Below are 2,940 nucleotides of genomic sequence, written 5' to 3' on the forward strand. Positions count from 1 at the left end.
CTGGATCGTGCGCCGACAACGGGTCCGAGACCTGTGAACGGCGCCCTGACCCTCCTGACCGCCGGCCGCCGGCGGCGCACGGGCCGCTGGCGCGTGGTCGCCCTGACGCTGCTGGCCTTGGTCCTCGCGGGCTTTGCACTGACGCTGATGTCGGGGCAAAGCCTGACCCCGCCGGGCCAGGTGCTGCGCATCCTGGCGGGGCAGGGCGGGCCTGACGCCTTTGCGGTGGGCCATCTGCGCCTGCCACGCGCGGTGATGTCGGTTCTGGCAGGGGCGTGTTTCGGTCTGGGCGGCGTTGCGTTCCAGGTGATGCTACGCAACCCGCTGGCCAGCCCGGACATCATCGGCGTCAGCGCCGGGGCCAGCGCGGCGGCGGTGTTCGGCATCGTGTTCCTGTCGCTGGACGGTCCGGCACTATCTGCAGTGGCGATAGGTGCCGGGCTGGGGGTCGCGCTGCTGATCTATGGCCTGTCCTTTCGGGGTGGAGTCGCGGGATCGCGGCTGATCCTGGTCGGCATCGGCGTATCGGCGATGATCAACAGCTTCATCGCCTATGCGCTGGCCCGCGCCCCGGCCTGGGACCTGCAGGAGGCGATGCGCTGGCTGTCGGGCAGCGTGAACGGCGCGCAGCTGGATCAGGCCTGGCCGCTGCTGGGCGCGCTGGCGCTGTTCGGCGGTCTGGTGATCAGCCGCAGCCGCGACCTTGAGGCACTGCGCATGGGCGACGACATGGCCGCCGCCCTCGGTGTGCGTGTGGGGGCCACCCGGCTGGCGGTGATCCTGGGCGCGGTCGGCATGATCGCGGTCGCCACAGCCACGACCGGGCCCATAGCCTTCGTTGCGTTCCTGTCCGGACCCATCGCCGCGCGGATCGTAGGGCAGAACGGATCGTTGCTGATCCCCGCGGCCCTGTTGGGCGCGGTGCTGGTTCTGGCAGGCGATTTCGCGGGACAGTTCTTGTTGCCGGGCCGCTATCCCGTCGGCGTCGTGACAGGTGCCTTGGGCGCTCCCTTCCTGATCTATCTCATCATCCGCGCGAACCGTACCGGAGGCACGCTGTGACCGTCGACCATAATTTAAGGGTCTGCGACCTGTCGGCAGGGTATGGCGACCGCGCTATCCTGCAGGGGCTGGACCTGGATCTGATGCCGGGACGCATCACGGCCATCGTGGGGGCGAATGCCTGCGGCAAGTCGACCCTGCTAAGGGTGATGTCGCGCCTGCTGCGGCCGGGGCGGGGGCAGGTCACGCTCGATGGCACCGCCATTCACCGCATGCCCACGCGCGCCCTGGCTCGGACCTTGGGCCTGCTGCCGCAATCGCCGATCGCGCCAGAGGGGATCACCGTGGCCGACCTGGTCAGCCGGGGACGCCACCCACATCACGGCCTGATATCACGGTGGGGGCCGCACGATGATCAGGCGGTCGCCGACGCGCTGCAGGCCACGCGCACGACCGATCTGGCCGACCGCGCCGTGGACGAGCTGTCGGGCGGTCAGCGCCAACGCGTCTGGATCGCCATGGCGCTGGCGCAGCAGACCGACCTGCTGCTGCTGGACGAGCCGACGACATTCCTGGACATCGCCCACCAGATAGAGCTGCTGGACCTGTTGTGCGACCTGAACGCCCGTCGCGGCATCACCATAGTAATGGTGCTACACGATTTGAACCTGGCAGCGCGCTATGCCGACCGGCTGGTGGCCATGGCAGCGGGGCGCGTGCATGGGCAGGGGGCGCCCGAGGACGTGCTGACCCAGGATACGATCCAACAGGTCTTCGGCTTGACCAGCCGGATCATCACTGACCCTGTTTCGGGACGTCCGATGATGCTGCCAGTGGGCCGCCACCGCGCTACTGCAAATAATTGACTGAAAGTGTCACCTTTCTGCAACGGGCGCATGCGATGCACCCGTTGCAGGCTTGTCTCACGAAACCGTCAGGCCTAAGCCGGCAGTAATCCGACAAATTACATAAGGCTTTCGCCATGACCCTGAGGAACGCCTGCCATGCCCGCTCGGCTCTGCTGTCCTGCTGTGCAGTGATCGCCCTGATGCCTGGCGCGGCCAGTGCGCAAGACAGCGCAGCGACGCGCCTGTCACCTATCATCCGCCTGCCCGAGATCACGCTCTACGCCTACGGCGGCGATGACGATGCAAACTCCATCGTGGCACGGGAGTTGGCTGTGGGCGGCAAGGTAGCGACCAGCATATTGGATACGCCCGCCTCCGTCTCTGTCATTACCCAAGCCGAGATCGAGCGTCGCGACGCCCGCACGCTGGAGGACGTGCTGCAATATTCCGCGGGCACGATCGCCGATTACTATGGCACCGACGACCGCAACGACTATTTCCAGATCAGGGGTTTCGACGCCTCGACCTATCGCGACGGAATCACGCTTGGTGGCCTGCGGGGCATCCGCGAAGAGCCCTTGGCTTACGAGCGGGTGGAGGTCATCCGTGGTGCCAACTCGACCCTGTTCGGGCCAGCCGATCCGGGCGGCTCAATCAACTTCGTGACCAAGCGACCGCGCGCGGAACGGTTCTCAGAGGTGTTCGGCACAGTCGGATCGGATAGTCGCAAGGAATACGGGTTCGACTTCGGCGACGTGCTGACCCCGAACGCGACCCTGTCATGGCGCCTGACCGGCAAGCTGCAGGACAGCGACCGCGAATACGATTTTTCGCGCGATGACGAGACGTTCCTGATGGGCGGCCTGACCTGGCAGCCCAGTGACGTGACCTCGGTCAGCCTGATCGTCGATTACCTGGACCGCGACGCGACGCCCAACAGCGGCGGCTATCCCCGCGGCGGCAGCTATGACCGCAGCCTGTTCCTGGGAGAGCCGGACTTCAACTATCTCAACGTCGAGCGGACGACCGTGAACGTGATCGCGGAACATGATTTCGGGGAGGGGCTGACCCTTCGGTCGAACCTGCGCTA

The 2,940-nt window shown here is 66.5% G+C and carries 3 protein-coding genes; all 3 read left to right on the top strand.

What is annotated here, in order from left to right; translation table 11 throughout:
• The gene (locus tag FHD67_RS19960) at positions 1-1,062 is read left to right on the top strand and encodes a FecCD family ABC transporter permease (RefSeq protein WP_425467290.1); all 1,062 of its coding nucleotides are present in this window, start codon (positions 1-3) and stop codon (positions 1,060-1,062) included.
• A complete protein-coding gene (locus FHD67_RS19965) occupies positions 1,059-1,868 on the top strand; it encodes an ABC transporter ATP-binding protein (RefSeq protein ID WP_045999796.1) in 810 nt (269 codons plus the stop codon). The genes FHD67_RS19960 and FHD67_RS19965 overlap by 4 nt, the downstream gene beginning before the upstream one ends.
• 116 nt (positions 1,869-1,984) lie before the next feature.
• On the top strand, positions 1,985-2,940 hold a 956-nt coding region (locus tag FHD67_RS19970), incomplete at its 3' end, for a TonB-dependent siderophore receptor (RefSeq protein ID WP_176695232.1).

Origin of the sequence: Paracoccus haeundaensis (assembly GCF_006239215.1) — a bacterium.
GTDB lineage: Bacteria > Pseudomonadota > Alphaproteobacteria > Rhodobacterales > Rhodobacteraceae > Paracoccus > Paracoccus marcusii.